Annotated in this window: 26 protein-coding genes and 1 tRNA gene; 17 read left to right on the top strand and 10 right to left on the bottom strand. The window is 64.9% G+C overall.

Annotation, left to right across the window (positions count from 1 at the left end; all coding sequences use genetic code 11):
• The first annotated feature begins 53 nt into the window (after positions 1-53).
• Both VF617_RS02875 and dcd read left to right on the top strand, forming a co-directional pair.
• On the top strand, positions 54-494 hold the full coding sequence (locus tag VF617_RS02875; RefSeq protein WP_331013354.1) for a cytidine deaminase: 441 nt from the start codon (positions 54-56) through the stop codon (positions 492-494).
• A gap of 63 nt (positions 495-557) precedes the next feature.
• Positions 558-1,112: a dCTP deaminase gene (gene dcd / locus VF617_RS02870; protein WP_331013351.1), complete on the top strand. Its 555-nt coding sequence runs from the start codon at positions 558-560 to the stop codon at positions 1,110-1,112.
• A 54-nt stretch (positions 1,113-1,166) separates the two neighbouring features.
• On the opposite strand, the gene VF617_RS02865 is transcribed toward dcd, so the two are convergent.
• The 5 genes from VF617_RS02865 to VF617_RS02845 form a co-directional block, all read right to left on the bottom strand.
• Entirely contained in the window at positions 1,167-1,517 is a 351-nt protein-coding gene (locus tag VF617_RS02865) for a tetratricopeptide repeat protein (protein ID WP_331013350.1), read from the bottom strand.
• Positions 1,518-1,715: 198 nt separating this feature from the next.
• A complete protein-coding gene (locus VF617_RS02860) occupies positions 1,716-2,141 on the bottom strand; it encodes a biopolymer transporter ExbD (protein ID WP_331013349.1) in 426 nt (141 codons plus the stop codon).
• A gap of 25 nt (positions 2,142-2,166) precedes the next feature.
• A complete protein-coding gene (locus VF617_RS02855; RefSeq protein ID WP_331013348.1) occupies positions 2,167-2,655 on the bottom strand; it encodes a biopolymer transporter ExbD in 489 nt (162 codons plus the stop codon).
• 94 nt (positions 2,656-2,749) lie between these two features.
• On the bottom strand, positions 2,750-3,508 hold the full coding sequence (locus tag VF617_RS02850; RefSeq protein WP_331013347.1) for a MotA/TolQ/ExbB proton channel family protein: 759 nt from the start codon (positions 3,506-3,508) through the stop codon (positions 2,750-2,752).
• Between the two features lie 69 nt (positions 3,509-3,577).
• On the bottom strand, positions 3,578-4,249 hold the full coding sequence (locus tag VF617_RS02845; protein WP_331013346.1) for an energy transducer TonB: 672 nt from the start codon (positions 4,247-4,249) through the stop codon (positions 3,578-3,580).
• 325 nt (positions 4,250-4,574) lie between these two features.
• Between VF617_RS02845 and VF617_RS02840 the strand changes: the two genes are divergently transcribed.
• On the top strand, positions 4,575-5,306 hold the full coding sequence (locus VF617_RS02840) for a hypothetical protein (protein ID WP_331013345.1): 732 nt from the start codon (positions 4,575-4,577) through the stop codon (positions 5,304-5,306).
• On the opposite strand, the gene VF617_RS02835 is transcribed toward VF617_RS02840, so the two are convergent.
• Entirely contained in the window at positions 5,303-5,671 is a 369-nt protein-coding gene (locus VF617_RS02835; RefSeq protein ID WP_331013344.1) for a dihydroneopterin aldolase, read from the bottom strand. The genes VF617_RS02840 and VF617_RS02835 overlap by 4 nt on opposite strands.
• Before the next feature lie 146 nt (positions 5,672-5,817).
• Here VF617_RS02835 and VF617_RS02830 point away from each other — a divergent pair, with 146 nt between their 5' ends.
• The 4 genes from VF617_RS02830 to VF617_RS02815 are packed head-to-tail and all read left to right on the top strand — an operon-like array spanning position 5,818 to position 8,696.
• Complete coding sequence (locus VF617_RS02830; RefSeq protein ID WP_331013353.1) at positions 5,818-6,339, top strand: N-acetyltransferase; 522 nt, start codon at positions 5,818-5,820, stop codon at positions 6,337-6,339.
• A 31-nt stretch (positions 6,340-6,370) separates the two neighbouring features.
• Entirely contained in the window at positions 6,371-6,937 is a 567-nt protein-coding gene (locus tag VF617_RS02825) for a DUF1285 domain-containing protein (RefSeq protein ID WP_331013343.1), read from the top strand.
• Positions 6,934-7,524: a CoA pyrophosphatase gene (locus VF617_RS02820; protein WP_331013342.1), complete on the top strand. Its 591-nt coding sequence runs from the start codon at positions 6,934-6,936 to the stop codon at positions 7,522-7,524. The genes VF617_RS02825 and VF617_RS02820 overlap by 4 nt, the downstream gene beginning before the upstream one ends.
• Positions 7,512-8,696, top strand: a complete 1,185-nt coding sequence (locus VF617_RS02815) for a CCA tRNA nucleotidyltransferase (protein WP_331013341.1) — start codon at positions 7,512-7,514, stop codon at positions 8,694-8,696. Before VF617_RS02820 ends, VF617_RS02815 begins: the two co-directional genes overlap by 13 nt.
• Here the strand turns inward: VF617_RS02815 and VF617_RS02810 are convergent.
• Together VF617_RS02810 and parC are read right to left on the bottom strand one after the other, a co-directional pair.
• The gene (locus tag VF617_RS02810; protein WP_331013352.1) at positions 8,666-10,285 is read right to left on the bottom strand and encodes a putative bifunctional diguanylate cyclase/phosphodiesterase; all 1,620 of its coding nucleotides are present in this window, start codon (positions 10,283-10,285) and stop codon (positions 8,666-8,668) included. The genes VF617_RS02815 and VF617_RS02810 overlap by 31 nt on opposite strands.
• A gap of 158 nt (positions 10,286-10,443) precedes the next feature.
• Entirely contained in the window at positions 10,444-12,684 is a 2,241-nt protein-coding gene (gene parC, locus VF617_RS02805; protein WP_331013340.1) for a DNA topoisomerase IV subunit A, read from the bottom strand.
• Between the two features lie 213 nt (positions 12,685-12,897).
• On the opposite strand from parC, the gene VF617_RS02800 reads away from it, so the two are divergent.
• The 7 genes from VF617_RS02800 to purQ all read left to right on the top strand — a co-directional run bounded on the left by VF617_RS02800 (position 12,898) and on the right by purQ (position 19,335).
• Positions 12,898-13,797 (top strand): hypothetical protein, encoded by a 900-nt coding sequence (locus VF617_RS02800; protein ID WP_331013339.1) that lies wholly within the window; start codon positions 12,898-12,900, stop codon positions 13,795-13,797.
• A gap of 96 nt (positions 13,798-13,893) precedes the next feature.
• Complete coding sequence (locus tag VF617_RS02795; RefSeq protein ID WP_331013338.1) at positions 13,894-14,769, top strand: DUF4349 domain-containing protein; 876 nt, start codon at positions 13,894-13,896, stop codon at positions 14,767-14,769.
• Positions 14,770-14,885: 116 nt separating this feature from the next.
• Positions 14,886-15,665: a phosphoribosylaminoimidazolesuccinocarboxamide synthase gene (gene purC / locus VF617_RS02790; RefSeq protein ID WP_331013337.1), complete on the top strand. Its 780-nt coding sequence runs from the start codon at positions 14,886-14,888 to the stop codon at positions 15,663-15,665.
• A 148-nt stretch (positions 15,666-15,813) separates the two neighbouring features.
• Positions 15,814-17,043: a transferrin-binding protein-like solute binding protein gene (locus VF617_RS02785; protein WP_331013336.1), complete on the top strand. Its 1,230-nt coding sequence runs from the start codon at positions 15,814-15,816 to the stop codon at positions 17,041-17,043.
• 1 nt (position 17,044) lies between these two features.
• Positions 17,045-18,406 carry a surface lipoprotein assembly modifier gene (locus tag VF617_RS02780; protein WP_331013335.1) on the top strand — a complete coding sequence of 454 codons (1,362 nt, stop codon included), beginning with the start codon at positions 17,045-17,047 and terminating at the stop codon, positions 18,404-18,406.
• Between the two features lie 36 nt (positions 18,407-18,442).
• Positions 18,443-18,673, top strand: a complete 231-nt coding sequence (gene purS, locus VF617_RS02775; protein WP_331013334.1) for a phosphoribosylformylglycinamidine synthase subunit PurS — start codon at positions 18,443-18,445, stop codon at positions 18,671-18,673.
• Positions 18,670-19,335 (top strand): phosphoribosylformylglycinamidine synthase subunit PurQ, encoded by a 666-nt coding sequence (purQ, locus tag VF617_RS02770; RefSeq protein WP_331013333.1) that lies wholly within the window; start codon positions 18,670-18,672, stop codon positions 19,333-19,335. Before purS ends, purQ begins: the two co-directional genes overlap by 4 nt.
• An 81-nt stretch (positions 19,336-19,416) precedes the next feature.
• Here purQ and VF617_RS02765 read toward each other — a convergent pair whose 3' ends face one another.
• Both VF617_RS02765 and VF617_RS02760 read right to left on the bottom strand, forming a co-directional pair.
• Positions 19,417-19,734, bottom strand: coding sequence for a hypothetical protein (locus tag VF617_RS02765; RefSeq protein ID WP_331013332.1), 318 nt, complete (start codon positions 19,732-19,734; stop codon positions 19,417-19,419).
• Positions 19,734-20,483: a queuosine precursor transporter gene (locus VF617_RS02760; RefSeq protein WP_331013331.1), complete on the bottom strand. Its 750-nt coding sequence runs from the start codon at positions 20,481-20,483 to the stop codon at positions 19,734-19,736. Before VF617_RS02760 ends, VF617_RS02765 begins: the two co-directional genes overlap by 1 nt.
• Before the next feature lie 58 nt (positions 20,484-20,541).
• Here VF617_RS02760 and VF617_RS02755 point away from each other — a divergent pair.
• The 3 genes from VF617_RS02755 to VF617_RS02745 form a co-directional block, all read left to right on the top strand.
• Positions 20,542-20,618, top strand: a tRNA-Arg gene (locus VF617_RS02755).
• A 154-nt stretch (positions 20,619-20,772) separates the two neighbouring features.
• Entirely contained in the window at positions 20,773-20,982 is a 210-nt protein-coding gene (locus tag VF617_RS02750) for a hypothetical protein (protein ID WP_331013330.1), read from the top strand.
• A gap of 47 nt (positions 20,983-21,029) precedes the next feature.
• Positions 21,030-24,772, top strand: a 3,743-nt coding sequence (locus tag VF617_RS02745) for an RHS repeat-associated core domain-containing protein (RefSeq protein WP_331013329.1), incomplete at its 3' end; no start/stop codon positions are given.

The raw sequence follows: 24,772 nt of genomic DNA, 5'->3' as shown, positions 1-24,772 counted from the left end.
TTCCGCCGTATCGAGGGTGTGAGCGGCCCGGTGAACTGGAATGTGATGGCGCGATGACCGACTATGATCCTCTGGCCCTGATCGCCGCCGCGCGCGACGCATCGAAACATGCATATGCGCCCTATTCGAATTTCGCGGTCGGCGCCGCAGTGTTGCTCAGCGATGGCAGCATGATCACCGGCGCCAATTTCGAAAATGCCAGCTACGGCCTCACGCTCTGCGCCGAGACGGTCGCGTTGGGCACGGTGAGTTCGCAAGGCCGCTTGCGCGACGTGGTCGCGATCGGCGTGATCGGCGGGCGCATCGGGCATGCGGACGCCGCTCCCGTCAGCCCATGCGGCCGGTGCCGCCAAGTGATCAACGAGGCCGCGCAACTGAGCGGGCGCGACGTGACCGTGCATTGCGGCGGCGCGACGGGCGATATGGTCGCTACCTACCGGCTGTCCGAGTTGCTTCCCGCCGCCTTCGGGCCCCGCGATCTTGGTCTCATCTGAGGCAAACCTTGCCGGAACGCGTCCGAGCGGCGAAAGCGTGATCGAGAGATTCGGGGAGCAAGCATGTCCATCCTGTCAGACCGCTGGATTCGGGAACAGGCGACTTCCAACGCCATGATCGAGCCGTTCGTCGAGGCGCAGCGACGCGAGGGGTGCATCAGCTATGGCCTCTCGTCCTATGGCTATGACGCACGGGTGGCGGACGAATTCAAGATCTTCACCAATATCGACAGCGCCGTGGTCGATCCCAAGGACTTCTCGTCCAACAGCTTCGTCGATCGCAAGACCGACGTGTGCATCATCCCGCCCAACAGCTTCGCGCTGGCGCGCACGGTGGAGTATTTCCGGGTGCCCCGCGACGTGCTGGTCATCTGCCTCGGCAAATCCACATATGCGCGCTGCGGGATCATCGTGAACGTGACGCCGCTCGAACCCGAATGGGAAGGGCACGTCACGCTGGAATTCTCGAACACCACGCCGTTGCCGGCAAAGATCTACGCCAATGAAGGCGCCTGCCAGTTCCTGTTTCTCAAAGGCAACGAGCCTTGCGAGACGAGCTATGCCGATCGCGCGGGCAAATATATGGGCCAGCGCGGCGTGACGCTGCCGAGGCTATAGCGGCGGGGACAGCAGCCCGGCGGTTACGTCAATTCCGGGCAATCGCGATGCGCCTCAGCGCGAGGTCATCTGCACTGCGGCGATCCTCTTGAGCCCGATCGATGCGATCTTATGCGAACCCAGCACCTTGTCGGCGCGCTGGTCCATCAGCACTTCGCGCTGCGCCAGCACCTTCGTGTAAAGTGCGCGTGCTTCCGCATCGCGCCCAGTCTTGGCATAGACCGCCGCGAGATTGAGCAAAAGCTCGGGCCGGCTTGGATAGATGCGCAGTTCGGCACGAATCGATTGTTCCGCCTGGGCATAGGCGCCGCTCGAGATCGCGGCGGCAATCGCCTTGTCATCGGCGCTGGCAGGAAGAGCTGCGAGGAGGAACGGCGTAGTCAGCAGAAGCAAGCCCTTGCGCATTACGTGTCTCCCGAGTTCGTTACGGTTACAGTTTTGTGACTCCCTGATGACTCTTGTGTGACACTTGGGTTGCATTTGCAAGACAGTCGCGCAAATTCCCTTGGGCGGGCTTGCTGGCGGCCAGACGCACAAAGAAAAAGGCGGCCCCGAAGAGCCGCCTTTTTCATTTTCGTCCGCGCCAAGCGCGAGGCGGAGGGGTTAGAAGTCAGCGCGATACTGATCGTTGCCGACGAACCCGAGCTTGTTCACGCCCGCCCGCTTGATGATCGCCAGAACTCGATCGACCACTTCGTAACGCGCGTTCGGATCCGGTTGGAAGTGCAACTCGGGTTCCGGGCTGATCTGGAGCGATGCGTCCAGATACTGGCGCAGGGTGACATCGTCGACCGCAACGCTGTTCCACTGGATAACGCCATCGGGCTGGATGTAGATCTTGTTCTTCTGCGTATCGACGATCGGGGCCGGACTGTTGCTGTTCTGCGGCAGATCGACCTTTACGGCGTGGCTCTGGATCGGGATGGTCATGATGATCATGATCAGGAGCACCAACATGACGTCGATAAGCGGCGTCGTGTTGATTTCCATCATCGGGCCGTCGTCACTTTTGCCCGCGCTCATTGCCATTGGAAAATACTCCTAAAGGTGACCGTCAAAGACGGGCGACAGCGGAACCGGCTTCAGGTTCGGAAATAAACCCGACCTTCGCGAAACCCGCCATCTGCATGGTGAAAATCGCGCCGCCGATGCAGCGGTAAGGCGTGTTCACGTCGCCGCGGATATGCACTTCGGGCAATTCGAAGCCAGGCGCGCTGGCCGCGGCCATGCCACCCGCCTTTTCGATTTCGGACTTGAGTTTCGCCACGCCGCGGTCGAGCAGCTCCTTGCTCGTGACCGGGGTCTGGCCCCAATAAACCTGACACTGCCCGTTATTGCCCGTCACGGCCAGAGACACATTCTCGGGCTTGGTGATCGTCGGCTCGAACTGCACCTTTGGCAGGGTCAGATCGACCGACTGGATCACAACCGGAACCGTGATCAGGAAGATGATCAGAAGCACCAGCATGATGTCCACCAGCGGCGTGGTGTTGATCTCTGACATCGGGCCGTCTTCTTCCGAATCGCCTACACTCATCGACATTGCGCGCTATCCTATCCTACGCATTCATGCCGCCGGGTTCACCCCGGACGGCGGCAGCGAGACCGCGCCGACAGGCGCGGTCTCGTACCCAGTATCAGCGAGCCGCAGTCGTCGTGGCGGCGGCGGGAGCCTTCGCCGCGGCTGCCTTGCCGAGCGGACGCACTGCGCCGTTCGATGCCAGATAGCCGAGGATATCGTTCGAGAAGGCGCTGAGGTCTTCAGCGATCTTCTTGTTGCGAGCCTGGAGCCAGTTATAGGCAAGCACGGCCGGCACGGCGACCGCGAGGCCGACGGCGGTCATGATCAGCGCCTCACCCACCGGGCCGGCGACCGCGTCGATCGACGCCTGGCCAGCCGAGCCGATCTTGATCAGCGCGCGGATGATGCCGATAACCGTACCGAACAGGCCGATGAACGGCGCAGTCGAGCCGACGGTTGCGAGGAACGAGAGCCCCTTCTTGAGCTGCGAGTTGATCGCGTCTTCCGAACGGCGGAGCGAATTGTGCATCCAGTCATGCGCCTCGACGGGGTCGGTCAGCTTCGAATGCTGTTCCTGTGCCGCGATGCCGTCATCGACTAGCTGGCGATAGGCCGAGTTCTTCTCGAGCTTGGCCGCGCCTTCGCGCAGGCTGTTGCTGTTCCAGAAGGTCGAACGCACCCGGGCAGCCTGGCTCATGATCTTCTGCTGCTCGAACAGCTTGATGAACATGATGTAGAGCGAGAAGAACAGCATGGCCACCATGATGCCGAAGGTAGCCTGGGTGATGAGGCCGCCCTCGCGGAGCGCCGCCATCAGGCCATACGGATTTTCCTTTTCCGCGGTCGCCGCGGCTGCGAGAATGGTCGTGAGCATTTCGGTCTTCCTCTAAAATAGCGCTTGTTCTCAAACACCCGGCGCGCCGCCTCGGCGCGCCGGCTCAATTCACCGCGGAATCTTCCAGGTAAAGCTGCCATTATACGGCGCGGGGATCTTGTTCCCGCTGGCGTCTTCGGCCGGATTGAATCGCGCACGACGCTTCAGCAGGTTGCACGCAGTGGTATCCAGCACCGCGACGCCGCTCGATCCAGTGACGGAGCAGCCGGTCACCCGTCCCCCGGCATCGACATCGAGCCGGAAACGAACGGTACCCGCCTGCTCGGCACGAAGCGCCGAAGCCGGATAATCGTCGTCCGTCACCCAGCCTTGCGGCGAACCGCGCGGCGTGAGCTTCTTCGCGACCTTGGGTGGCGCTGGAGGCGCTGGAGGCGCCACAGGCGCAGGCGGCGCGGGCGGCGACAGCGGCGGTGGCGGCTGCGGCACCGGCGTCGTCATCATCGGCGGCGAAGGCTGCGGCACGTTCACGATCGCCGGCGGCGTCACGACCAAGGTCGGCGGCGGCGGCACCGCGGAATCCGGCGGCGGCGGCGGTGGGGGCACTTCCTCGGGGGGAGGCGGCTCTTCCACGTCGAAGGTATTGAGCTTTTCAGCCGTCTTCTTGACAAATTGATAAGCAAGCCCGGTGACAAAGGCGTATCCCACGCCCGCCACGATCAGCGCGACCAATATGATCGCGACGATTCGGGTGCCACCTGTATTCCGGTCAGCGTAAGCCATTCGGCACCGTCACTCCTATAATCCGACTGCGATCCCATACCACGGGGTGTCCCGGGCCCGAGCCGCCTGCCGCTCTTTTGGCGTCATCTCCGGCAGTCCGCGAGTCTCTATCGCGGTGACAGGGGGGACGCAAACGCTTTGTCAGAGGATCGGCACGCACCACCGACCGCTCCAGAATTATTTCTGTATACCATGTGCGCTATCCGGTAACGCTGCGCGAATGATCCGTATCCAGAGACACGCATTTTGTTGCGCGATGGCGCTCGCGGCCATTGTCCCGGCCTCAGGGCAATCCCGGCAGAATCCACAGCTTCCCACGGCGAATTTGCCTAGTTACGCGGCCCTCGCCGGCCAGGTCGTCCGCGCTCCGCTCATCCTGGATGCGCGCATCCGCAGCGCGACCCGGCTCGCGCCCGATCAGGCGCCGGACGTGGCCCCAGGCCGGGCGCGCTATTATGTCGAAGTCGATGTGCTGGCGCTTATCCGCGGCAATGGAGCCATGCCCGCGAGGGTCGCCTACGTCGCCGACGTGCCGCTCGATTCGCGCGGCAAGGGCCCCAAGCTCAAGAAGCAGCGCGTGCTTCTCTTCGCCCGCCCGGTGCCCGGCCGCGCCGATCAAATCCAGCTCACGGGAATCGAGAGCCAGCGGAATTATCTGCCGGAGATCGACGCGATGGCCCGCGGCATCACGCGCGAGGCGCTGGCCGCCGATGCGCCACCCGCGATCACCGGGGTGGGCAATGCGTTCCATGTGCCGGGCTCGCTGCCCGGCGAAGGCGAGACCCAGGTGTTCCTGGCTACCGACACGAATGCGCCGGTCTCGCTCCAGATCGCCCGCCGCCCGGGCGCCGCGCCGCGCTGGACTGTCTCATTAGGGGACATCGTCGATGATTCGGCGGGACCGCCTACGGCCGGGACCTTGCTGTGGTATCGCCTCGCCTGTGGGTTGCCCCGCCAGCTTTCGCCCGAGAACCTGGAATCGGACAGTCCGGACAACGCCCGCATCGCTGCCGAGGATTATGCGATGGTCCTCGCCGCGCTGGGGCCCTGCGCTTAGCGCCTGTTCCGCACCAGGGTTATCCCGATCGATTCGTCCCGCTCGGCAATCGCCAGTTTGACAATTCGAATCTCCACCCGACGCACCCGGGCATCGGATATGAACAGCGTTTCGCAGATATGATCGGCGACGGCTTCGATCAGCTTGAAATGCACCCCCTCGGGCAGCGCCGTCGCGGCCTGCTTCAAGTCGATATAGCTCTTCGACGCGCTGAGCGGCGTATCGGGGACGAAGCGCTCGGGCGGGTTCAGATCGACCGTCATCGAAATCCGCAGCGGCTGCGGCAAATGCGTCTCCTCCGAATAAATCCCGGTGAGCACATCGATTTCAAGGTCGTGCACGTGAAGCTGAAGAAGATCGGACAAGAAGGGCCTTTCGGGCGGGAGCATATCGCGGGCCAATAGCAGAAGCCGCCGTGTGCGAAAGCCTGGGGACTAGCCACATTCGGCCTTGCGCCGGGCCGTGACCCCTCTAAACGCCCCGTCCCCGCCCCTGAGAGGACATGACCCACGTGATTGCCCTGTTGCCGATCGACCAGATCGACCCTCAAGGCGTGGAGTCGCTGCTCGATCGGGCTTTCGGGGCCGACCGTCGCGGCCGCACCGCCTATCGGGTCCGTGGCGGCGCGAGTGCGATAGGGGAGTTGAGCTTTGCGGCTGTCCGCGAAGGTGGCGCACTGGCGGGCACGATCCAGTGCTGGCCGGTCGAACTTTCCTGCGATGGCGGGGCCAGCGTGCCGCTCACGATGGTCGGTCCTGTCGCGGTCGAGCCTGAATGGCAGCAGGAAGGGATTGGCCGGGCCCTGATGGATCGTATGCTCCAAGCGGTTCCAGGCTGCGGAACGCCCGGATGCAGGGCGCTGATGCTGATCGGCGACCCTGAATATTACGGGCGCTTCTTCGGCTTCACGGCCGAAAAGACCGGGGGCTGGCGCTTGCCTGGCCCGTTCGAGCCACACCGGCTGCTCGCGCGTGGCGATGAAGTGCCCGATTGTGCCGGAGCGCTTGGCCCCCGTATTCGCCAGGCGGCTTGAGGGGATCGGCGCGACCGCCTAACGACCCCCTATGCCTTCCCCGCCCCCTCCCGATTTCGCCAGTCTCTCGCTCGGTGAGATCGCGCGGCTGGTCGAGGAAAATCGCCTGCCGCCGGTCGAGAGCTGGAACCCTACGCATTGCGGCGAGAGCGAAATGCGCATCGCCCGCGACGGGACCTGGTTTCATCAGGGCTCGCCGATCGGCCGCATGCCAATGGTGCGCTTGTTCTCCACGATCCTGCGACGCGAGCCCAACGGACGCTTTGTGCTCGTCACGCCGGTGGAAAAGCTCGACATCGAAGTGGAGGATGCGCCTTTCCAGGCGGTGGAAATGAAGGCGGAGGGGTCGGGCGAATCGATGAAGCTCGCCTTTCGGCTCAACACCGGGGACCTGGTCACCGCGGGACCGGAGCGCGCGCTGCGCTTCGACGATACGGCCGATGGCCCCCGCCCCTATCTGCATGTCCGGGCGGGGCTGGAAGCCCTGGTCGCCCGTTCGGTCTATTACGAACTGGTGCAGATCGCGCTGGCCAATGGCAGCAATCCCGCGGGCATATGGAGCGATGGCGCCTTTTTTGCGGTGGAGCCCGCCGCGTGAGGCTCGCGGATCGGCTCCGCACCGCACTCGATTCGCCGCATGCGGCGGTATTGCTGCCGGGTGACCATTTCGATTTCGACCCCGAGATCGCCGGGCACGCCGCCGCTGTCCTTATCGCAGTCACGGAGCGAGACGAGCCGGGGGTGATCCTGACGCAGCGGACCGAGACGCTGCGCCGCCACCCTGGACAGGTGGCCTTTCCTGGCGGACGCATCGATCCCGAGGATAACGGCCCGATCGGCGCCGCACTGCGCGAGGCGGAGGAAGAGATCGCGCTGCCGCGAAACTGCGTGGAAGTGATCGGCACTGCCGAACGGTATCGGACCATCACCGGCTATGACGTCGTCCCGGTCGTGGGCGTCGTGCCGCCCGATCTGCCCCTGGTCCCCGCCGAGGCGGAAGTCGCCAGCGTTTTCGAAGTACCCCTCGCCTTCGTGCTGGATCATGCGAATCATCGCGTCGCGCGCGCGAACTATCAGGGCCAGGAGCGCGAATATTACGAGATCCTATGGGACGACCGGCGCATCTGGGGCGCGACGGCGGCGATGATCGTCAATCTCTCGCGGCGGCTGCGATGGACCGCATGATCCTGCCCGAAGCCGAATGGCAGCAGCGCGCGGGACTGGATCGTCTCGTGCGCGTGCTTGGCGACGTCCGCTATGTCGGCGGGTGCGTTCGCGATACGCTGCTGGGCCTGCCCGTCTCCGATGTCGATCTCGCTACGCCGCTCGCACCCGAAATCGTGGTGGAACATCTCAAGGATGCGGGCATCACCGCGGTCCCCACCGGCATCGCGCACGGCACCATCACCGCCGTAATCGAAAGCGGCCCCATCGAAGTCACTACATTGCGCCGCGACGTTTCCACCGATGGGCGGCACGCCACCGTCGCCTTCACCGACGATTGGCGCGAAGACGCTGCCCGCCGCGATTTCACGATGAACGCGCTCTATGCCGATCCCGCCACGCGCGAGCTCACTGATTATTTCGGTGGGATGGCCGATCTCGACGCGCGCCACGTGCGCTTCATCGGCGATCCCTATCAACGGATCGCGGAGGATCATTTGCGCATCCTGCGCTTCTTCCGCTTCCTCGCGCGGTTCGGTGATTCGCCCGATAAAGCCGCACTTGACGCCTGCACCGCGCGCGCGAAGGACCTGATGGCCCTCAGCCGGGAACGGATCCGCGACGAATTGCTCAAACTGCTGCCGGCGACGGATGCCGTGCGCGTCACCGAACTCATGATCACTCGCGGAATATTGCTCCCGGTGCTGCCCGAGATAGCTGCGGTCGAGCGGCTTGCGCATCTCGCCGCCCGGGAAGCGGAGGCGGGCATCGCAGCGGATCCCCTCCGCCGCCTCGCGGCCCTGCTCCCGCCCGACGCCGCTGAATCCGTGGGAGCCAGGCTCAAGCTTTCGAAACTGCAGCGCCGCCGGCTTTGCGCAGCGGTCGTCCCGGCCGAGGGTGGCCCCAAGCCGCTGGCTTATCGCGCCGGCACCGAGACGGCGCTCGATCGCCTCTTGCTGTCGAATCGCCCTCTGGCCGAAGCGATGTTCGTAGCCACTTGGCTGCCGCCCCGCTTTCCGCTCAGCGGCGGTGCGATCGTGGCGCGGGGGGTCCGCGCGGGGCCAGAGGTCGCGCGGCTGCTGCACGCTGTGGAGGATCGCTGGGTTGCGGAGGACTTTCCGGACGCGGCGGAGGTCGAGAGGATAGCCGACCACCTCGTAGGTCAGGCGTTGCGATCCAGCAGCAGTGCATAAGCGAGGTCGCTTTCGAGCGCGCGCGAATAGAGAAAGCCCTGGCCGTAATTGCAGCCCAGCGCCGCCAGCGTCTGCGCCAGCTCGTTCGTCTCGATGCCTTCCGCAATCGTCTGCATTCCCAGCGCCTGCGCCAGGCTCAGCACCGCGCGGACGATCGCGATCTTGTCACGATCGGCGAGCATGCCGGAGATGAAGCTGCGGTCGATCTTGAGCAAGTCGATCGGCAGCTTCTGGAGATAAGCGAGGTTCGAATAGCCAGTGCCGAAATCGTCCATCGCGAGCGTCGTGCCCAGGTCCTTCAGAGCGCTCATGACCCGGGCGATCCGGTCCGGATCACTGACGATCGCGCTTTCGGTGAGTTCGAGGGTCAGCCGGTTTCCTGACACCCTGTGCGCATCCAGAGCCTGTTTGACCATTTCAGGGATCGCATCGCGCTGAAGCTGGATCGCGGAGAGGTTGACTGCGACCTTCACGCCGCAATCGCCGCCAGCGGCCCGGTCCCAGGAGGCGATCGTCCGGGTGGCCTCGTCCATCGCCCAGCGGCCGAGGGGAATGATCAGCCCCGATTCCTCGGCCACCGGGATGAAGTCGTTGGGAGAAAGCTCGACTCCCTCTTCGTTCGTCCACCGCGCCAGTGCTTCGAACGAAGTGATCCTGCCCGAATTCAGGTCGCAGATCGGCTGATAGCTCAACCGCATCTGCCCGTTCTCGATCGCGCGCCGCAGCTCGGTCTCGATGCCGAATTGCTCCCGCGCGATATCGAAGGCGCGGATGTGATAGATTTCCGGGCGCCCTGTCTTCTTCGAGCGCTTCACTGCGAACTGGGCGTTGCGGATCAGGTCTTCGGGGTCGCCGTCATTGTCGGCTTCCATTGCGATGCCGATCGAGCATTCGACGCGGATTTCGAAATCGGAAAGCCGGAAGGGAGTGGTCAGCGCGGCTTCGACTCGCTTGGCGACATGGAGCGCATCCGCCGGGCCATCGTCGAGCGTCAGCAGCACGCCGAACTCGTCGCCGCCCAAGCGGGCGAGAATGTCGTGCCCGCGCAGCGCGCCCTTGATCCGTCGCGCGACCGATATCAGCAGTTCGTCCCCGGCCAGGCCGCCCATGCAGGCATTGACGCGGCCGAAGCGGGCCAGATCGATCACCATCACAGCGTGATCGGCGCCGATGTCCGGACGGATCGCGTCTTCTAGCTCGTCCGAAAACCCGGTGCGATTTGGCAAGCCGGTGAGGCTGTCGGTCGCCATTTCGCGGCGCAGGCTCTGCTCGGTGCGCAGCTCCGAGGTGTGATCGATCAGCGTCAACATGCACCCGGGCGCACCTCGATTGACCGTGCGGCGGGCGAGCATCACCCGGAAATGGCGGCTATCGACTTCGCTGCCGAACTGCCAGGCGATCTCCTGATGCGTTTCCTCCGATTCCAGGAAGCACCGAATGCGGGACCCAAGCAGCCGGACGACGGGCGATTCCGCGGCAAGCACCCCGAGCCCCGCCAGGCGGAACGGCTTGTTGACCGTGGCGAAATGGAAGGCCGCGCCGTCGAAGGTAAGGATCGCGGCGGGGATCGGCAGCAAGTCGATTATCATGCCGATGTCGCTCGGGCCGTGAGCGCGCGAATCCTCCACCGGCGGGGCATGCTCGGCAGGCGGAACGTGCAATGATTTCGCTCGGCGGAATTGCATCAGAATTGGAGCTAAACTGGATTGGTTAAATCCGGCTGAAGCAATCTGAAATTATCGCCAAATCAGAAGCGGTTGTCGCGCGGAAAGCCCGTCGGTGGCATCCGTCCAGCAGCGCCCCGTGCCGCGCGCCACGCCGAAAGGTCGGTTTCGGTACGCATGCGGCCACTCTCGCCGCCCATTGGCCAGCTCAGGCCATCGGCCATCTTGAAGGTGATCGCGTCGGAAAGCCCGCCATCGCGGAAACGCTGGAGCTGGACGCCCTGCCCGCGCGCCAGCTCGGCGACCTCGGACAAGGGGAATACCAGCATCTTGCGGTTGTCGCCGATCGCCGCGACTGCATCGTCCTCCGCGCCGATCGCCCGCACGATCTTGAGCAGCGCGCCGGCACGCGGGGTCGCCACTTGCTTGCCCTTGCGCGTCTCTGCCATCACGTCCTCGGCCTTGACCACAAAGCCACGTCCATCGCTCGCGACCACCAGTAGCCGCGCCGCAGCACTGGCCGGCTGTAGCGCGACGATCTGCCGCTCCCCTTCCAGGTCGATCATCAGCCGCACCGGCTCGCCGAACCCGCGCCCGCCGGGCAGTTTGTCCGCTGCCAGGGTGTAGAACCGGCCATTGTCGACAGCGAGCAGGATCTTGTCGGTCGTCTGGGCATGGAAAGCGTAGAGCGGCCCATCGCCTTCCTTGAACTTCAATGTCTCCGCCGAAGCCAGTTCCACATGCCCCTTCATCGCTCGAATCCAGCCGCGCTGAGAGAGGATCACGGTGATCGGCTCGCGGTCGATCATTGCTTCGAGGGGGATTTCGCGGGTGGGGCCGGCTTCCTCGATCGTCGTGCGGCGCGCACCCAGAGCAGTGTCCTGACCATAGCGCGCCAGCAGCTTGCCAAGGTCGCGCTTCATCCGGGTGCGCTGCCGCGCCTCGGACGAAAGCAGCAGTTCGAGCTCCGCCTTTTCCTTCTCCAGCGTCTCCTGCTCGCGCTTGAGCTCCATTTCCTCCAGCCGCCGCAGCGAACGCAGCCGCATGTTCAGGATCGCCTCGGCCTGGCGATCGGTGAGCGAGAACTCGACGATCATCACTTGCTTGGGCTCATCCTCGGTGCGGATGATCTCGATCACGCGATCGAGGTTGAGGAAGGCGATGATATAGCCCGCGACCAGCTCCAGCCGGTCGGCGATCTTGCCCAGCCGATGCTCGGACTTGCGGCGCAGCACGATGAACTGGTGCTCGAGCCACTGGCTCAACGCTTCGTGCAGGCTCATCACACGGGGCGTATGGCGCGCGTCGAGCACGTTGAGGTTGAGCGGCACGCGGACTTCGAGATCGGATAGCCGGTAAAGGCTCTCCATCAGCGTGTCGGCATCGACGGTGCGGCTGCGCGGCTCGATGACGACGCGGATATCCTCGGCTGACTCATCGCGAACATCACCCAGGATCGGAAGCTTCTTGTCGTTGATGAGGTCGGCGATCTGCTCGATCAGCTTGCCTTTTTGCACGCCGTAAGGGATTTCGGAGACGATCAGGTGCCAGCCCCCGCCCTTCTCGGTCACCTTCTCGATGCGCGCGCGGACCCGGAACGAGCCACGGCCGGTGGCGTAGCTCTCGGCGATCGATGCGGGGCTGTCGACCACGACGCCTCCGGTCGGGAAATCGGGACCGCTAAGATATTCGAGGACATTGGCCTGGGGCTGGTCGATCAAGGCGATCGCCGCGTTGATCAGCTCGGCCGCATTGTGCGGCGGGATGCTGGTCGCCATGCCCACTGCGATCCCGCTCGCGCCGTTTGCCAGCAGATTGGGGAAGAGGCCGGGGAACAGCTCGGGTTCTTCGTCTTCGCCATTATAGGTCTGGCGGAAGTCGGTGGCGTTCTCGTCCAGCCCATCCATCAGATCGATCGCGACCTGGGTCAGCCTGGCTTCGGTATAGCGATAAGCCGCGGCGTTATCGCCATCGATATTGCCGAAATTGCCCTGCCCATCGACGAGCGGGTAGCGAAGCGCAAAGGTCTGGGCCAGGCGCACCATCGCGTCATAGACCGACTGATCGCCATGCGGATGATATTTGCCGATCACATCGCCGACGACGCGCGCGCACTTCTTGTAGCCGCTCGCCGGATCGAGCTTGAGCAGCCGCATCGCCCAGAGCAGCCGGCGGTGCACCGGTTTCAGCCCGTCGCGCACATCGGGCAGCGAGCGCGCCGTGATCGTCGACATCGCATATACGAGGTAGCGCTCCGAAAGCGCGCTATCGAAGGGAATTTCGGTGTGGCCGGAAGGTTCGGCGAGGTCGGTGTCGAGGGTCATTTGTCCTGCGCGATAGCAGCGCGCGCAAGCGGGCGCCACGGCCGGGAGCTCCGTCGTCCACAGCTAAGTCTGGGTTTAGGGCGGACCCAAGCCGGCGGCGCAGCGTCGCCCCAATCAAGGCGCGCATCCCGATACGGGAACGCGGCGCGCACCGCACGGTTTGGCGCGCCCGCAAAACAGGTTACTTCGTGTCAACCAAACAGGGAGGACTCGATGCGAGTCGTGTGGGCATTGGCGGCGCTGGCGCTGCTGGCGGGTTGCGAGGATGCGGGCAAGAAGCCCGCGGCCGGCGCGAAGGATAGTTCCGAATTCACGACTGCCGCCAATGCGGAAGCGTTCGCTTCCACCGGGACTGGCTTCGATTACCGCTATGCCTATCGGCTGCCCGGCAATCGGCTGAAGGGCGTGTTGCAATCCAATGCGGACGCATGCGACCGGCTGGGCCCGGCGCGCTGCCGCATCCTTTCGATGCGCTACCGCGTCGATGACGCAAATCACACCAGGGCGGTGCTGACGATCCGCGTCGATCCGGCGATCGCACGCAATTATGGCGATGCGGTCACTGCGAACGTGACCGGATCGGATGGCGTGCTGGTCGATACCGAAATCCGCGGGGCCGACGCCACCACATCGGCGCGCAGCTCCGCTGTAGTCAATCGCCTCCAGGATCAGCTCAGCAACGCCAGGAGCGTCAACACGCCCGAAAATGCGGCTCGCGCCGCACGCATCCAGAACGCGCTGGCTACCATTGCGGAGGTCGAGGCGAGCCAAGGCCAGACGCTGGCCACCGCGCCGCTGTTGCTCACCTATGAGTCGAGCAACGCGCTCACCGGCCTGGGCTCCTCCGACGCCAATTTCCGCAATGCCGGGCAGACGCTGCAAAACACGCTGGCTCAGCTCGTCGTGGTGCTGGCGAGCGTCGGGCCCTGGCTGTTGCTCATGCTGCTCGTCGTGCTGGTGCTGCGCTGGATCATCCACGGCCGCCCGGTCGGCAGCGCCGAGCCTGAGCCGGCCTATCAGCACGGCGATGGCGAATATCACGCCCCCCCGCCCCCACGCGAAAAGGCCTCGCTGATGCAACGCTGGTTCGCGAAGGACGAGGACGGAAACTGAGTCTCGCCACAATATGGCCGTAACTATGGCAAGATTGTGGCTTGATTAAGTCCCACGGATGTGGTGGATTATCCCCGAACAACGGGAGATGATGCCATGCGTGCCTATTTCGCCCTCACCGCCGCCGCCGCATTAGCAGCTTGCTCCGCACAGGATTCCGAGAGGCAGGCCGCGGAGGAAGGGCCCATGGTCACCGCCGACGCGAGCGCCGAAACGGTCGCCGGCCCCGCTGGCGAAAGCAAGCGCGCGCCGCTCGAAGTCAGCGTGCCACAATTGGCCTATGCCTGGTCGCTCGGCTTCATCGTGCCGGAAGACAAATTGGCGAGCGCGCAAGACACGCATCGCGGGCTTTGCGAGCAGATGGGCGCGGCGCGCTGCCAGATCCTGGCGCTCGGGCGCGGCACCGGCACCGAGGAGACCGGCGCGGGCTCGCTCAAGCTGCGCGTCGCAAGCAGCGAAGCCCGCGCCTTTTCGAACCAGCTTTCCAACACCATTGCCGACCTGGGCGGGCGATCCACCGAGACCAAGGTGGAGGCCGAAGACGCTTCCAAGGCGATCGTGGATACAGAGGCCCGTATCAAGCAGCGCGAACTGCTCGTCATGCGGCTGACCGAGGTCTTGCGTCACCGCGCGGGCAAGGTCGGCGAGCTGGTCGAGGCCGAGCGCAGCGTCGCGGAGGCTCAGGAAGAGCTCGACCAGGCGCGCGGCTGGCTGCGCGAGCTGCGCGGCCGGGTCGCGATGTCCGAATTCGATATCCGCTACATGGCGGTCGCCCCTTCCGCCAATGCGAACAGCGTCGGCGCGCAACTTGGCGATGCCACTCAGGCGTCCGCCGCGAACTTCCTGATCGGGCTGCGCGCGGTGTTCACACTGGCGATCTACCTGCTGCCCTGGGGCCTGCTCGCCTTTCCGGTGATCATGCTCGTCCGGTGGTTTCGCCGCAAACGCGACATCGCCGCGCCGCAAGCCTGATTGCGCGCGCCGGGGCCTTTCGATATAGGCGCGGCAATTCCACGGCCCCGGCTGAACGCGGTCACCCGCGGCGCCGGGGTCATGTATTTTCAGGGCCAAGATCCTAGGGGACACGAATGGCGCGCCGCCGGCAGATTTACGAAGGCAAGGCCAAGATCCTCTATGAGGGTCCCGAGCCGGGCACGCTGATCCAGTATTTCAAGGACGATGCCACTGCGTTCAACGCACAGAAAAAGGGCACGATCAGCGGCAAAGGCGTACTCAACAATCGGATTTCGGAGCACGTCTTCACGCTGCTCGCGACGATCGGCATCCCGACGCACTTCATACGCCGTCTCAATATGCGCGAGCAACTTATTCGCCAAGTTGAGATCATTCCTATCGAAGTCGTGGTGCGCAATGTCGTTGCCGGAAGTCTCGCGAAACGGCTGGGCCTCGAGGAGGGCACGCCCCTGCCCCGCACGATCATCGAATATTATTACAAGGACGACGCCCTCGGCGACCCGATGGTAACCGACGAGCACATCCTCGCCTTTGGCTGGGCGGCGCAGGAAGAGCTGCACGACATGGCCGACATGGCGATCCGCGTGAACGATTTCCTCGCCGGCCTATTCGCCGGGATCGGCATCCGCCTGGTCGATTTCAAGCTCGAATTCGGGCGGATCTGGGACAATGACTATCCCCGGATCATCCTGGCCGACGAAATCAGCCCCGACGGTTGCCGCCTGTGGGACATGACCACCAACGAGAAGCTCGACAAGGATCGCTTCCGCCGCGACCTTGGCGGCGAGGTCGAAGCCTATCAGGAAGTCGCGCGGCGGCTGGGCCTGCTGCCGGAGGGCGCGGATTCGGCAGTGCTCGATCTGGAGAGCCACCGGAAAAGGCGGGGGAAGTAGCCAGCTCCCCTCCCTCAAAGGGAGGCGAATAGAGTTCCGCGCTGCCGCTGATAGTTACCCGCCGAAAAACCCCGTTTCCCGCCCTCGCTTAAACAGCTTCTTAACCATGGCCGCTTACCCCCGGGACAGAACTCTCAGGGGATTTTCGATGCGTTCCTTCCGGACCTTGCTGGCGCTCTCGGGCGCGGTCACGCTCGCGGCTTGCGGCGGCGATACGCGGCCGCAGACGGTCGGCAGCACCGCGGCGGTGCCCAGCGGCACGCCCACGCCAACGCACAGCTTCGTCGCCCCCACAGATCCCAAGACCTATGAGAGCATCGGCGCGGTCCAGCATTACGAATATTTCACCGATTCCAACGCCATCGGCCAGGGCGGGCAGCTCTATGCTGGCGACGCCAACACCGCTCGCGACAGCGGCATCAGTCTGACCTACAATCCGCGCGACGCGATCTTCGAAATGACGATCAACCGGCCGAACGGCATGGTCAACGTCACGGCCTTTCGTTTTCAGGATCCGCAGCACCGCACAGCCTTTGGCGGTCCGTTAGGCCCCCAGGCCGGCGTTCCCAATTTCGCCGCAGGACGGCAAATCCAGTATCTCGAAGCAGGCAGCCAGACCGGCAGCCGGTTGAGTCCCGCCAGCCCCTATTATGCCGCTTCGGTCGGCTCCGCATATCCGGTGATGGACGACGCTTCGAGCTCGTCCACCCAGACGCTGTTCTACCAAAAGCCCGGCACCACGACCAAATACGTCACCTATGCCGGCTTCGTCCGCAACAATGTGAGCGGCGCCCTGCAGACGCCGGCTGTCGGCGCCGCCTATCTGCGCGAGACCTATAGCCTCGATCGCGCAGCCTTCGTTTTCGGTGAGCGCAGCGCAAATTCCGCCGTGCCCGCCAGCGGCAGCGCCACGTTCAGCGGCGAGATGATCGCGTCGATGGTGGTCAATGTCGATCCGACGACGACCGCGGACGCGACCGGCTCCACCTACATGCAATGGATGCAGGGCGCGCAGACCAGCACGATCAATTTCACGAACAGGACAGTGAGCTCGACTTTCACCGGCACGCTCTTCGCGCCGACGATCGACGCCTATACCAGCGCGATCTATCCGCTTTCGGCCGGAACCGCGTTCAGCGCCACGGGCAGCGCGACGATCGACATGATCAATCGCGGCGGCTTCGCGGGTTCGTTCAGCCAGGCATGTTTCGCCGCGGCTTGCACGAGCGCCAATTCGCTCAACATCGCAGGATCGAGCCTGGACGGCACTTTCTTCGGCCCGAACGCCGAAGAGATCGGCGGCGGCTTCCGCATCGTCGGCGGCACGCCCGATCAGCGGATCGACATTCTGGGCTCGTTCGTCGGCAAGAAGCCGTAACATGAGGCTCGCAGCGGCGTTGCTGGCGGCGCTGCTCGTGCCCGCCGGTGCGCTGGCGCAGGAAGCTCCAGCGCCGATAATCGACAAATGCGTGGCGGAAACCTGCAAGGTCCGCATGACGCCCGACGCATTGTTCGGCGAAGTGCTGTCGCTGATCGCAGCCAAGCGCTTCGACGAAGCGCAGCCGATGCTCGCTGCTCTGTCGAGCATTCCCGATTTCAAATTCGAGGCCCGCTTCCTGAGCGGGCAGCTCGCCGCGGGGCGCGGCGATCACCAGGCGGCGGCCGATTTCTACATTGCGATCCTCGCCGACGATCCTTCACAAGCGCGCGTGCGGCTGGAGCTAGGCCGCGAGATGCTCGCGCTCGGCAAGCTCCAGAGCGCCGACAAGCAGTTCCGCATTGCCCAGCAGACCGACGACCTGCCGGAGGATGTAGCGCGCACCATCCGCTCGGTGCGCGACGTGATCCGTTCCAAGCGCGCCTGGCGGCTCGATATCGACTTCGCCATCGCGCCCGACACCAATATCAACAACGCCACCTCCGCCGACCAGATCACCCTGCAATATGGCGGCGGGCAGCTTCCCGTAACGCTCGATGCGCAGGCAAAGGCGCGATCGGGCACGGGGCAAACCGCTTCGGTCTCCGGCGGCCTGCGCCTGCCGGTGGGGGAAAAGGTTTCCGCGCTGTTCGATCTGGACAGCAGCGGCAGCAATTATGCCGGCACCGCCTATGACGATTTGCAATCGCAGGCCGCCATGGGCGCCGAATACCGCCTAAGCCCTGCCGCCAGCATTTCGGCCCAGGCGCTCGGCGCGCAGCGCTGGTATGGCGGCCACCTCGTCACTCGCCAGGCGGGCATCAAGGCTGGCTTCCAGGCGCGGCTCGACCGGATAAGCCAGATCGGCGTCCAGCTCGATGCCCGCAAGACCGACGCAATGTTCGATGGCAGCTACGACGGCTGGCAGACCGGGCTTTACGCAACTTTCGAGCACGCAGTGAGCCGCAGCCTAGTCGCCTCCGCCGGCGTGTTCGGCAGGCGTGACGCGTTGGTCGCGCGGGAATATTCGAGCAAGGAAGCAGGCGTGATAGCGGGCTTTGGCGGCGAGCTTCCTCACGGCATCACCTTCGGGCTGAGTGGAACCGCCAGCCGTGCGATATTCGATGCGCCGATGCTGATCTTCTCGGCCGATCCGCGCAGGGACTGGCGGCTGAGCACGCGCGCCACACTGGGCAATCGCGGCATCCGTTTATGGGGCTTCTCGCCGCAGGTCAGCGCATCCTATTCGCGAGTGGATTCGAACCTGCCTTATTACGCCAACGACCGGCTCCGCTTCCGCTTCGCACTGGCGCGCTATTTCTGATTGCAGGACCGGGCCGCGCCCGCCATAGGCGCGCCCATGAAGCTCCGCATCATCGTCACGCTCAAGAACGGGGTGCTCGATCCCCAGGGCAAGGCCATCCAGCATGCGCTGGGCGGCCTGGGTTTCGAAGGCGTCGCGGATGTCCGCGCCGGCAAGATCTTCGAGCTCGATCTGGCGGACGGCACCAGTGACGCCGCGATCGACGAGATGTGCCGCAAGCTGCTCGCCAACACGGTGATTGAGAATTACCGAGTCGAGCGCGAATGAAGACCGCGGTCATCGTCTTTCCAGGCTCGAACTGCGATCGCGATATCGCGGTCGCGCTAGAAAGCGTGACCGGCCGCAAGCCCGAAATGGTCTGGCACGGCGAAAGCGAACTCCCTGCGGGGATCGGCCTGATCGCCCTGCCCGGCGGCTTTTCCTATGGCGATTACCTCCGCTGCGGCGCGATCGCGGCGCGTTCGCCGGTGGTGAAGGCCGTGGTCGAGGCCGCGGCGCGCGGCGTGCCGGTGCTCGGCATCTGCAACGGATTCCAGATCCTCACCGAGACCGGATTGCTTCCCGGCGCGCTGATGCGCAATGCCGGGCTGAACTTCGTCTGCCGCGACGTGCCGCTGACCGTCGAGACTTCGCAATCTATCTTTACCTCAAGATATCATGCCGGCGAGAACATCACGATGCCCGTGGCGCACCATGACGGCAATTATTTCGCCGATGCCGCGACGCTCGACGAAATCGAAGGGGAAGGCCGCGTAGTCTTCCGCTACGCCGCCGAGGTCAACGGATCGGCGCGCGGGATCGCCGGGCTGCTCAACAAGGCGGGCAACGTGCTCGGCATGATGCCCCACCCCGAGCGCCGCATCGAAGCCGCGCATGGCGGGACGGACGGGCGGCGGCTGTTCGAGGGGCTGCTCGAAGCGGTTGCTTGATAGCCACGTAATCGCTCATGCCGCTACTGTAGCAACGCATGCGGCGCTCGACGCGTGGCGTGGGCTCTTGCTCGCGCTGGCCTAACTCCGCCCAAACACCGCCGTAAACCGCGCCAGCGCCATCATCCCGCTCGGCCAGAGCATCGTGTTCCACACATCCTTCCAGTTTCGCCACAGGTCGACCGGCGTGTCATAGGCGGTGCTGTCGCGCAGGTCCCAGGCTTCGCCGATCAGCACGGCGGCCAGCGCCACTGTCCAGGGCTTCCAGCTCCGTATCGACCAGCGGAAGATCAGCGCGCTGCCGAGAAACAGCAGCAGCCCGACATGGATGTGGAGCGCGTCCTTGGCGAGACTGAGGTGCTCGACCGCCCAGAGCTTGGCCGATTGCAGCGGGCTCATCAGATCCGCGCGGTGAAGGGCGTGAAGTCGGTGCCCTCATCGAACACGTCCACGCCCTCGCGCCGCTTGAGGAAGCCGATCACCGCATAGGTGACGGGCGTCAGGATCACTTCCCACGCCACTTTGAGCGCCCATTGCGTGAAGAGTACCTGGATCACCAGCTCGTTGGTCCAGCCCGCCGCGCCCCAGAAGGCGAGCGGGTAGAAGATCAGGCTGTCTATCCCCTGCCCCGCCACGGTCGATCCGATCGTGCGCGCCCAGAGCATGCGGCCCCGGGTCCACAGCTTCATCCGCGCGAGCACATAGGAATTCACAAGCTCGCCCGCCCAGAAGGCGCAGACCGAGGCCAGGACGATGCGGGGAACCTGGCCGAAGATCGTTTCGTACGCGGCCTGATTGGTCCAGCTCGGCGCGGGCGGCAGCGCCACCACGACCCACGACATGAAGGCCATGAAGAGGACCGCGACGGTGCCCGCCCAGATCACCCGGCGGGCGCGGGCATAGCCGTAGACCTCGGTCAGCACGTCGCCGATCACATAGGAGATCGGAAAGAACAAGATGCCGGCGCCAAAGGGCCACCAGACATCCAGCCCCGGCAGCCAGATCCGCGCCACCTTGCCCGCTCCGATCACGTTCGAAAGCAGGATGATCGCGACGAAGGCGGCCATGACGAAATCGAAATAGCGGAAATGGCCCGCAGCCACTCCCCCCGCGGCGACCCTGGCGGGCCCGGCTTCCCCAATGCTCATGGCCCGAGTTTATCGCGGTTTCCCGCCCGCGCAATCCGCGCTAACGCTCTCCCCGCGCGCGCCCGTAGCTCAGCTGGATAGAGCACATGCCTTCTAAGCCTGTGGTCGCTGGTTCGAATCCAGCCGGGCGCGCCAATTCCCGAAGTCTTCGCAAGGCCGCCGCTCCGGCTGGCGGCAATCCGGCGAAATCGCCGCATCGAACGATTGTTGGATACATGTAGGAAATTGCCTGCGACCCAGCGATTCGCAGCGAGGCCAGCTTGGCTTCGCCGGGAAACTGGAGAATTTCATGCGCGCTCGTCATCTGCTCATTGGCGTTGCCGCCGTGCTCGCGACCGCGGCGATCGCCTCGGAAACCATCACCTACACCTATGACGCCAAGGGGCGCGTGGTGAAGGTCGAGCATTCCGGCTCGGTGAACGACAACCTCACCGCCAATTACACGTTCGACAAGGCCGACAACCGCAAGAACCTGACGGTCACCGGCTCCCCCAACTGACGATCGGCCGCCACAGGGCGGCGCGCACAACCCATCGGAGAAACACCATGACGACCTCGACCCGTGTCGGGGGGCGGCGCACGCGTGCGCGCCTCGCCCTTCTGAGCCTTTCGACCATTCTCACTTCGCAAGCGGTGCCCGCGCTGGCGCAGCTTGCGCCGCCGGCGCCGGTTCGCCAGTCGATCGACGGCAATGGCGTGGACCTGTTCCTCGGCAATATGAACGCCGACGGTCCCGCGCTCACCATGGGCGGCGCGGAGCCGCAGGGCCTGGCTTATCATTCGCTGAACCGCGGATCGGGCTGGGCGGACAATCTGACCGGCACGCTCAATCTCGGCGGCAGCGTGCTGACCGTGACGATCGGGGGCATGTCCGAGACCTTCAACGTATCCGGCAGCACCTACACATCGACCGAAGGCAGCGGCGCGACGCTGACCAAAAGCGGCTCGATCTATACCTATACCCGATCCGACGGCACGGTGGCGCACTTCAGCGAGCAGAAGTCCGGCGCCTACCCGTTCTTCGCCACCTCGGGCCGCCTGACCGACCTCGCCCGGCCGAACGGCGAAAAGCTGACCTACGACTATCAGAGCGTCACCTATTGCTCGCAGTCCAAGCCCGGCGGCGCCGGCGATATCTGCACGGGGCATTCGGACGAATACCGCGTCGCGACCGTGCGCAACAGCTATGGCTATCAGATCGGGTTCGCCTATCTGGACGTTCTGGGGCCTGATCCCGACGAGCCATTCCCCGATCTCACCGACTGGGGCACCGTCACGGGCGTGGCCGCCGCCAATCTCGCCGCGACCGGCAGCACCCCGCGAACGCAGGGCCATGGCTATTCGACGAGCGGCGGATCCACCTATTTCGAGATCACCGACCCGCTCAGCCGAGTCACCAAATACCGGATGGGCAGCGGCGGCATCCTGGGCATCACGCGTCCCGCCAGCACCGCCGAGGATATGACGGTCGCTTATTCCAGTTCCGCCCCGTTTCACGTCACGAGCATCACTACGGCTGCCGGCACGACCAGCTATTCCAGGTCGGACAACACCCTCACCGGCGTCCGCACGATAGTCGTAACCGATCCCGGCTCCAACGCCACGACCTACACCTTCGACATCGCCAAGCAGCGCATGACTTCGATGACCGATCCGCTCAGCCGCACGACCAGCTGGGCCTATGATGCGAGTGGCCGCGTGACCTCGGTCACTCAGCCGGAGGGCAATTCCACGCAGTTCACCTATGATTCGCGCGGCAACGTCACCGAGCGCCGCGCGGTCGCCAAGTCCGGCTCGGGCGTCAGCGACATCGTCACTTCGGCGGCGTTCGACGCGACCTGCACCAATCCGGTGACGTGCAACCGCCCGAACACCACCACCGACGCGCTCGGCAAGGTCACCGACTATAGCTATGACAGCACGCATGGCGGGGTGCTGACCGTGGAGGCGCCCGCGCCGGTGACGAGCGGGACGCGGCCCAAGACGCGCTACGGCTATACGTCGCTCCAGGCTTATTACGACCAGGGCAGCGGGATCGTCGCGTCCGGCCAGCCGGTCACGCTGCTCACTTCGGTCGCGGCCTGCCGCACCACCGCGAGCTGCACGGGCGGCGCGGACGAAGTGGTGAGCACCACCAGTTACGGCCCGCAGACCAACGGCACGGGCAACAACCTGCTGCCCGTCTCGGTGACTGCCGGCGCGGGCGACGCCTCGCTCACCGCGACCAGTGCGATGACCTATGACGCGGCCGGCAATCTGCTCACCGTGGACGGGCCCCTGTCGGGCAGTGCGGACACGATGCGCTATCGCTACGACGCGGCGCGGCAGATGGTGGGGGTGACCAGCCCCGATCCCGACGGCTCGGGCGCGCTCAAGCCCCGCGCCGCGCGGCTGACGCATGACGCCAAGGGCCGCGTCACGCTGGCCGAGAGCGGCAATGTCGACAGCCAGAGCGACACCGACTGGGCGGGGTTCACGGCCACCCAACAAGTGGCGACCGAGCATGACGGCGTCGACCGCCCGGTGAAGCAGGCAGTGAGCGCCGGCAGCACGGTCCATCAGGTGACCCAGATGAGCTACGACGCGTCCGGCCGCCTGGAATGCACCGCGCTGCGCATGAACAGCGCCACCTGGAGCAGCCTTCCGGCCGCATGCACGGCAGCCACCACCGGCGCGGCGGGTCCGGACCGGATCACGAAGAACAGCTATGACGCGGCCGATCAGCTTACCCTGGTCCAGTCGGCCTATGGCGATACCGCCCAGTCGGACGAGGTTACCAACACCTATAGCGACAACGGCAGGCTAGCCACGGTCACCGATGCCGAGGGCAACAAGACCAGCTACGAATATGACGGCATGGACCGCCTGCTCAAGACGCGGTTCCCGTCGACCACGCAAGGCGCGGGGACCAGCTCGACCACCGATTACGAGCAGCTGGCCTATGACGCCCGCGGCCAGGTGACCGCGCGGCGCACGCGTGACGGATCGATGCTCTATTACGGTTACGACCATCTCGGCCGGCTGACTGCGATGGACCGGCCGAACACCGTGTTCTGGGAAACCGACTTCGGCTTTGCCTACGACCTGTTCGGGCGGCTGGTGTGGGCGGAGGACAGCAACGGCCATGCGGTCAGCCCGAGCTACGATGCGCTGGGCCGCCGGACGCATGAGCTCGACAACTGGTATGGCACGATGACCTCGGCCTACGACCTTGCGGGCAGGCGCACGTCGCTGAGCTGGCCCGACGGGTTCTACGTGAACTACGATCACCTGGTCACCGGAGAGGTAACCGCGATCCGCGAGAACGGCGCGACCTCCGGGGTCGGCGTGCTCGCCACCTATGCCTATGACGACCAGGGCCGGCGCACGGGGGTCACGCGGGGCAACGGCACCAGCACCAGCTACGGCTACGACAGCGTCTCCAGGCTCACGTCGCTGGCGCAGGACCTGGGGGGCACCACCTACGACTTCACCCACGGGTTCGCCTATAACCCGGCAAGCCAGATCGCCAGCGTCACGCGATCGAACGACAATTACGCCTGGGGCGGCCACGCCAACGTCAATCGCGGCTACACCGTAAACGGCCTCAACCAGGCGACCGCCGCCGGCTCGACCAGCATCGGCCATGACGGCCGGGGCAACGTCACCAGCCTCGGAACCGACGCCTACGCTTACACCGCCGACAACCAGCTCGCGACCGCGCCCGGCGGCGACTACGCCTACGACCCGCTCGGCCGCCTGTTCCACGAGACCGCGCCGAACTCGGCCCTGCTCCACGACGGCAGCGAGATGGTGATGGAGCGCGACGCCACCTCGGGCGCGATCCGCCGCCGCTACGTATACGGCCCCGGCACCGACGAGCCGCTGGTCTGGTACGAAGGCTCGGGCACAACCGACCGCCGCTGGCTCCACGCCGACGAACGCGGCTCCGTGGTCGCCATCACCAACAGCTCGGGCACGCCGACCAACCTCAACAGCTATGACGAGCACGGGGTGCCGGGATCGGGCAACACCGGCCGGTTCCAGTACACAGGGCAAGCATGGCTGCCCGCGCTCGGCATGTATTACTACAAGGCCCGGGTTTATAACCCCGTGCTGGGAAGGTTCATGCAGACTGATCCCATCGGGTATGCGGACGGGATGAACTGGTATAATTATGTGAGCGGGGACCCGATCAATCGGATCGACCCGACCGGCATGGACGATGAAGAAGCGGAGTGCTGGGTAGACATCAATGGCGGAATTGGCGGGGAACCGGCTCTGGGACAGCAAAAAGTTGCCTGCCCCAC

It is taken from the genome of Sphingomonas sp. (genome assembly GCF_036388215.1).
Taxonomy (GTDB): domain Bacteria; phylum Pseudomonadota; class Alphaproteobacteria; order Sphingomonadales; family Sphingomonadaceae; genus Sphingomonas.
Note: the sequence above shows the minus strand (reverse complement) of the source record. Positions and strands in the feature narration are given on the sequence as shown.

Excerpts from the sequence above, each read along its gene's own strand:
- VF617_RS02865 (WP_331013350.1), bottom strand. The coding sequence starts at position 1,517 with ATGCGCAAGGGCTTGCTTCTGCTGACTACGCCGTTCCTCCTCGCAGCT.
- VF617_RS02760 (WP_331013331.1), bottom strand. The coding sequence starts at position 20,483 with ATGAGCATTGGGGAAGCCGGGCCCGCCAGGGTCGCCGCGGGGGGAGTG.
- VF617_RS02765 (WP_331013332.1), bottom strand. The coding sequence starts at position 19,734 with ATGAGCCCGCTGCAATCGGCCAAGCTCTGGGCGGTCGAGCACCTCAGT.
- dcd (WP_331013351.1), top strand. The coding sequence starts at position 558 with ATGTCCATCCTGTCAGACCGCTGGATTCGGGAACAGGCGACTTCCAAC.
- purQ (WP_331013333.1), top strand. The coding sequence starts at position 18,670 with ATGAAGACCGCGGTCATCGTCTTTCCAGGCTCGAACTGCGATCGCGAT.
- parC (WP_331013340.1), bottom strand. The coding sequence starts at position 12,684 with ATGACCCTCGACACCGACCTCGCCGAACCTTCCGGCCACACCGAAATT.
- purC (WP_331013337.1), top strand. The coding sequence starts at position 14,886 with ATGGCGCGCCGCCGGCAGATTTACGAAGGCAAGGCCAAGATCCTCTAT.
- VF617_RS02850 (WP_331013347.1), bottom strand. The coding sequence starts at position 3,508 with ATGCTCACGACCATTCTCGCAGCCGCGGCGACCGCGGAAAAGGAAAAT.
- VF617_RS02795 (WP_331013338.1), top strand. The coding sequence starts at position 13,894 with ATGCGTGCCTATTTCGCCCTCACCGCCGCCGCCGCATTAGCAGCTTGC.
- VF617_RS02860 (WP_331013349.1), bottom strand. The coding sequence starts at position 2,141 with ATGGCAATGAGCGCGGGCAAAAGTGACGACGGCCCGATGATGGAAATC.
- VF617_RS02845 (WP_331013346.1), bottom strand. The coding sequence starts at position 4,249 with ATGGCTTACGCTGACCGGAATACAGGTGGCACCCGAATCGTCGCGATC.
- VF617_RS02750 (WP_331013330.1), top strand. The coding sequence starts at position 20,773 with ATGCGCGCTCGTCATCTGCTCATTGGCGTTGCCGCCGTGCTCGCGACC.
- VF617_RS02855 (WP_331013348.1), bottom strand. The coding sequence starts at position 2,655 with ATGTCGATGAGTGTAGGCGATTCGGAAGAAGACGGCCCGATGTCAGAG.
- VF617_RS02810 (WP_331013352.1), bottom strand. The coding sequence starts at position 10,285 with ATGATAATCGACTTGCTGCCGATCCCCGCCGCGATCCTTACCTTCGAC.
- VF617_RS02780 (WP_331013335.1), top strand. The coding sequence starts at position 17,045 with ATGAGGCTCGCAGCGGCGTTGCTGGCGGCGCTGCTCGTGCCCGCCGGT.
- purS (WP_331013334.1), top strand. The coding sequence starts at position 18,443 with ATGAAGCTCCGCATCATCGTCACGCTCAAGAACGGGGTGCTCGATCCC.
- VF617_RS02825 (WP_331013343.1), top strand. The coding sequence starts at position 6,371 with ATGCCTTCCCCGCCCCCTCCCGATTTCGCCAGTCTCTCGCTCGGTGAG.
- VF617_RS02875 (WP_331013354.1), top strand. The coding sequence starts at position 54 with ATGACCGACTATGATCCTCTGGCCCTGATCGCCGCCGCGCGCGACGCA.
- VF617_RS02785 (WP_331013336.1), top strand. The coding sequence starts at position 15,814 with ATGCGTTCCTTCCGGACCTTGCTGGCGCTCTCGGGCGCGGTCACGCTC.
- VF617_RS02800 (WP_331013339.1), top strand. The coding sequence starts at position 12,898 with ATGCGAGTCGTGTGGGCATTGGCGGCGCTGGCGCTGCTGGCGGGTTGC.
- VF617_RS02815 (WP_331013341.1), top strand. The coding sequence starts at position 7,512 with ATGGACCGCATGATCCTGCCCGAAGCCGAATGGCAGCAGCGCGCGGGA.